Genomic DNA, 5,308 nt, shown 5'->3' with positions numbered 1-5,308 from the left:
GCAGTTTCGGCTGTTGATCGAGAGTCTTTTACGGAGAGTTTGATCCTGGCTCAGGACGAACGCTGGCGGCGTGCTTAACACATGCAAGTCGAGCGGTAAGGCCTTTCGGGGTACACGAGCGGCGAACGGGTGAGTAACACGTGGGTGATCTGCCCTGCACTCTGGGATAAGCTTGGGAAACTGGGTCTAATACCGGATATGACTACAGCATGCATGTGTTGTGGTGGAAAGATTTATCGGTGCAGGATGGGCCCGCGGCCTATCAGCTTGTTGGTGGGGTAATGGCCTACCAAGGCGACGACGGGTAGCCGACCTGAGAGGGTGACCGGCCACACTGGGACTGAGACACGGCCCAGACTCCTACGGGAGGCAGCAGTGGGGAATATTGCACAATGGGCGGAAGCCTGATGCAGCGACGCCGCGTGAGGGATGAAGGCCTTCGGGTTGTAAACCTCTTTCAGCAGGGACGAAGCGTGAGTGACGGTACCTGCAGAAGAAGCACCGGCTAACTACGTGCCAGCAGCCGCGGTAATACGTAGGGTGCGAGCGTTGTCCGGAATTACTGGGCGTAAAGAGTTCGTAGGCGGTTTGTCGCGTCGTTTGTGAAAACCCGGGGCTCAACTTCGGGCTTGCAGGCGATACGGGCAGACTTGAGTGTTTCAGGGGAGACTGGAATTCCTGGTGTAGCGGTGAAATGCGCAGATATCAGGAGGAACACCGGTGGCGAAGGCGGGTCTCTGGGAAACAACTGACGCTGAGGAACGAAAGCGTGGGTAGCAAACAGGATTAGATACCCTGGTAGTCCACGCCGTAAACGGTGGGCGCTAGGTGTGGGTTCCTTCCACGGGATCTGTGCCGTAGCTAACGCATTAAGCGCCCCGCCTGGGGAGTACGGCCGCAAGGCTAAAACTCAAAGGAATTGACGGGGGCCCGCACAAGCGGCGGAGCATGTGGATTAATTCGATGCAACGCGAAGAACCTTACCTGGGTTTGACATACACCGGAAAACCGTAGAGATACGGTCCCCCTTGTGGTCGGTGTACAGGTGGTGCATGGCTGTCGTCAGCTCGTGTCGTGAGATGTTGGGTTAAGTCCCGCAACGAGCGCAACCCTTGTCTTATGTTGCCAGCGCGTTATGGCGGGGACTCGTAAGAGACTGCCGGGGTCAACTCGGAGGAAGGTGGGGACGACGTCAAGTCATCATGCCCCTTATGTCCAGGGCTTCACACATGCTACAATGGCCAGTACAGAGGGCTGCGAGACCGTGAGGTGGAGCGAATCCCTTAAAGCTGGTCTCAGTTCGGATCGGGGTCTGCAACTCGACCCCGTGAAGTCGGAGTCGCTAGTAATCGCAGATCAGCAACGCTGCGGTGAATACGTTCCCGGGCCTTGTACACACCGCCCGTCACGTCATGAAAGTCGGTAACACCCGAAGCCGGTGGCCTAACCCCTTGTGGGAGGGAGCCGTCGAAGGTGGGATCGGCGATTGGGACGAAGTCGTAACAAGGTAGCCGTACCGGAAGGTGCGGCTGGATCACCTCCTTTCTAAGGAGCATTCTCCAGAACATGTACCAGCACACAGGTGCTCGGATGATGGTCTGGCAGAGCCCGTTTCGTTCCCACACGTGGAACGGCGGGAGCTCACGGGTGGAACACTGACAACCAATTCGTTCATCGTGTCGCCGGCAATGCCGGTGGCCGAACGAGTTATATCGATGCACTGTTGGGTCCTGAGAGAACACGTGAGTGTTTCTTTCTAGGCAAGACATATACAGGCTTTCACGGTTGTTCATACCGGGTTGTTTCTGCGAGTTCGCTTGTGGGGGTGGCTGTCTGGTGGCGGCGTTGACGTGAGGGTGTGTGTGTTGTTTGAGAATTGCACAGTGGACGCGAGCATCTTTGTTGTAAGTAATGAAGAGCGTACGGTGGATGCCTTGGCACCAGGAGCCGATGAAGGACGTAGGAGGCTGCGATAAGCCTCGGGGAGCTGTCAACCGAGCTGTGATCCGAGGGTGTCCGAATGGGGAAACCCAGCACGAGTGATGTCGTGTTACCTGCACCTGAATATATAGGGTGTGTGGAGGGAACGTGGGGAAGTGAAACATCTCAGTACCCACAGGAAGAGAAAACAATAGTGATTCCGTGAGTAGTGGCGAGCGAAAGCGGATGAGGCCAAACTTTGTGCGTGTGATACCCGGCAGGGGTTGCGTATGGAGGGTTGTGGGGTTTGCATTGTCGATTCTGCCGGATCGGCCGACAGTGAGAAATTGTGGTGTTAGTCGAAGTGGTCTGGAACGGCCTGTCGTAGAGGGTGAGAGTCCCGTAGACGAAAACATTGCAACTGTTGTTGTGGATACCCAAGTAGCAGCGGGCCCGTGAAATCTGCTGTGAATCTGTCGGGACCACCCGATAAGCCTGAATACTCCCTGGTGACCGATAGCGGACTAGTACCGTGAGGGAAAGGTGAAAAGTACCCCGGGAGGGGAGTGAAATAGTACCTGAAACCGTGCGCTTACAATCCGTCAAAGCCGGTGCATGATTCGTCATGGCTGGTGATGGCGTGCCTTTTGAAGAATGAGCCTGCGAGTTAGTGGCATGTCGCGAGGTTAACCCGTGTGGGGTAGCCGTAGCGAAAGCGAGTCCGAATAGGGCGTATCACCGCAAGGTGTGTAGTGGCGTGTTCTAGACCCGAAGCGGAGTGATCTACCCATGGCCAGGTTGAAGCGACGGTAAGACGTCGTGGAGGACCGAACCCACTTAGGTTGAAAACTGAGGGGATGAGTTGTGGGTAGGGGTGAAAGGCCAATCAAACTCCGTGATAGCTGGTTCTCCCCGAAATGCATTTAGGTGCAGCGTCACGTGTTTCTCACCGGAGGTAGAGCTACTGGATGGTCTAGGGGGCCTACAAGCTTACCGAAATCAGCCAAACTCCGAATGCCGGTGAGTGAGAGCGTGGCAGTGAGACTGCGGGCGATAAGGTTCGTAGTCGAGAGGGAAACAGCCCAGATCGCCAGCTAAGGTCCCTAAGCGTGTACTAAGTGGAAAAGGATGTGGGGTCGCGAAGACAACCAGGAGGTTGGCTTAGAAGCAGCCACCCTTGAAAGAGTGCGTAATAGCTCACTGGTCAAGTGATCCTGCGCCGACAATGTAGCGGGGCTCAAGTACACCACCGAAGCTGCGGCACTCACACAACAGCCCCATGCAGGTCTGCGGATCTGTGTGCAGGTGTGTGGGTGGGTAGGGGAGCGTCGTGCAGCCATGGAAGCATCGGAGTGATCCAGGTGTGGAGGCTGCGCGAGTGAGAATGCAGGCATGAGTAGCGAAAGACGAGTGAGAAACTCGTCCGCCGAATGACCAAGGGTTCCTGGGCCAGGTTAATCCGCCCAGGGTGAGTCGGGACCTAAGACGAGGCCGACAGGCGTAGCCGATGGACAACGGGTTGATATTCCCGTACCCGTGTAACCGCGCCCATGGTGAATCAGTGATACTAACCACCCTGAATCTCGCTTACTTCACGCCTTCGGGTGTGCGGGGGCGGGTGGATGCGTGGGACCTGATCTGGTAGTAGCCAAGCGATGGGGTGACGCAGGAAGGTAGCTGGGCCAGTCAGTGGTTGTACTGGTGTAAGCCTGTAGGGCGAACGGTAGGCAAATCCGCCGTTCACATAGCCTGAGAGGTGATGCGTAGCCGATTGAGGCGAATTCAGTGATCCTATGCTGCCGAGAAAAGCCTCTAGTGAGTTGTTACACGGCCCGTACCCCAAACCGACACAGGTGGTCAGGTAGAGAATACTAAGGCGATCGAGATAACTATGGTTAAGGAACTCGGCAAAATGCCCCCGTAACTTCGGGAGAAGGGGGGCCCCTGCCGGTGATCACTCTTGCAGTGTGAGCTGGTGTGGGCCGCAGAGACCAGTGAGAAGCGACTGTTTACTAAAAACACAGGTCCGTGCGAAGTCGTAAGACGATGTATACGGACTGACGCCTGCCCGGTGCTGGAAGGTTAAGAGGACCGGTTAGCCAGTGATGGCGAAGCTGAGAATTTAAGCCCCAGTAAACGGCGGTGGTAACTATAACCATCCTAAGGTAGCGAAATTCCTTGTCGGGTAAGTTCCGACCTGCACGAATGGCGTAACGACTTCTCAGCTGTCTCAACCATAGACTCGGCGAAATTGCATTACGAGTAAAGATGCTCGTTACGCGCGGCAGGACGAAAAGACCCCGGGACCTTCACTACAGCTTGGTATTGGTGTTCGGTTCGGTTTGTGTAGGATAGGTGGGAGACTGTGAAGCGGTGACGCCAGTTACTGTGGAGTCGTTGTTGAAATACCACTCTGATCGTATTGGATACCTCAACCTCGGACCATGATCTGGTTCAGGGACAGTGCCTGGTGGGTAGTTTAACTGGGGCGGTTGCCTCCTAAAATGTAACGGAGGCGCCCAAAGGTTCCCTCAGCCTGGTTGGCAATCAGGTGTCGAGTGCAAGTGCACAAGGGAGCTTGACTGTGAGACTGACAAGTCGAGCAGGGACGAAAGTCGGGACTAGTGATCCGGCACCGGCAAGTGGAAGCGGTGTCGCTCAACGGATAAAAGGTACCCCGGGGATAACAGGCTGATCTTCCCCAAGAGTCCATATCGACGGGATGGTTTGGCACCTCGATGTCGGCTCGTCGCATCCTGGGGCTGGAGTAGGTCCCAAGGGTTGGGCTGTTCGCCCATTAAAGCGGCACGCGAGCTGGGTTTAGAACGTCGTGAGACAGTTCGGTCTCTATCCGCCGCGCGCGTAAGAAACTTGAGGAAGGCTGTCCCTAGTACGAGAGGACCGGGACGGACGAACCTCTGGTGTGCCAGTTGTTCCACCAGGAGCACCGCTGGTTGGCTACGTTCGGAAGGGATAACCGCTGAAAGCATCTAAGCGGGAAGCCTGTTCCAAGATGAGGTTTCTCACCCCCTCGAGGGGGTAAGGCCCCCGGCAGACCACCGGGTTGATAGGCCAGAACTGGAAGCCCAGTAATGGGTGCAGGTGACTGGTACTAATAGGCCGAGGACTTACCACAAAGAAGCTACGCGTCCACTGTGCAATATCTGAAACAACACACGTTTCAGCACAACAATTGAATGAACCCAGTACGTCACCGATCCAGATCCGGTGGCACCGCTGATGTTCCGTGTGTAACTGTTTCGCAGAGTTACGGCGGCCATAGCGGAGGGGAAACGCCCGGTCCCATTCCGAACCCGGAAGCTAAGCCCTCCAGCGCCGATGGTACTGCACTCGACAGGGTGTGGGAGAGTAGGACACCGCCGAACAC

The 5,308-nt window shown here is 56.1% G+C and carries 3 rRNA genes; all 3 read left to right on the top strand.

What is annotated here, in order from left to right:
- The first annotated feature begins 27 nt into the window (after positions 1 to 27).
- Positions 28 to 1,545, top strand: a 16S ribosomal RNA gene (locus tag CH274_RS00015).
- Positions 1,546 to 1,902: 357 nt separating this feature from the next.
- Positions 1,903 to 5,056 (top strand): 23S ribosomal RNA (locus CH274_RS00010).
- A gap of 133 nt (positions 5,057 to 5,189) precedes the next feature.
- Positions 5,190 to 5,306: ribosomal RNA gene (rrf, locus tag CH274_RS00005) — 5S ribosomal RNA — on the top strand.
- The 16S, 23S and 5S rRNA genes sit together here, the layout of an rRNA operon.
- The last annotated feature ends 2 nt before the right edge of the window (positions 5,307 to 5,308 follow it).

Origin of the sequence: Rhodococcus sp. 06-418-5, assembly GCF_002258285.1 — a bacterium.
GTDB lineage: Bacteria > Actinomycetota > Actinomycetes > Mycobacteriales > Mycobacteriaceae > Rhodococcoides.
The sequence above is the reverse complement of the archived record's forward strand: the minus strand, read 5'-3'. Positions and strand labels throughout refer to the sequence as shown.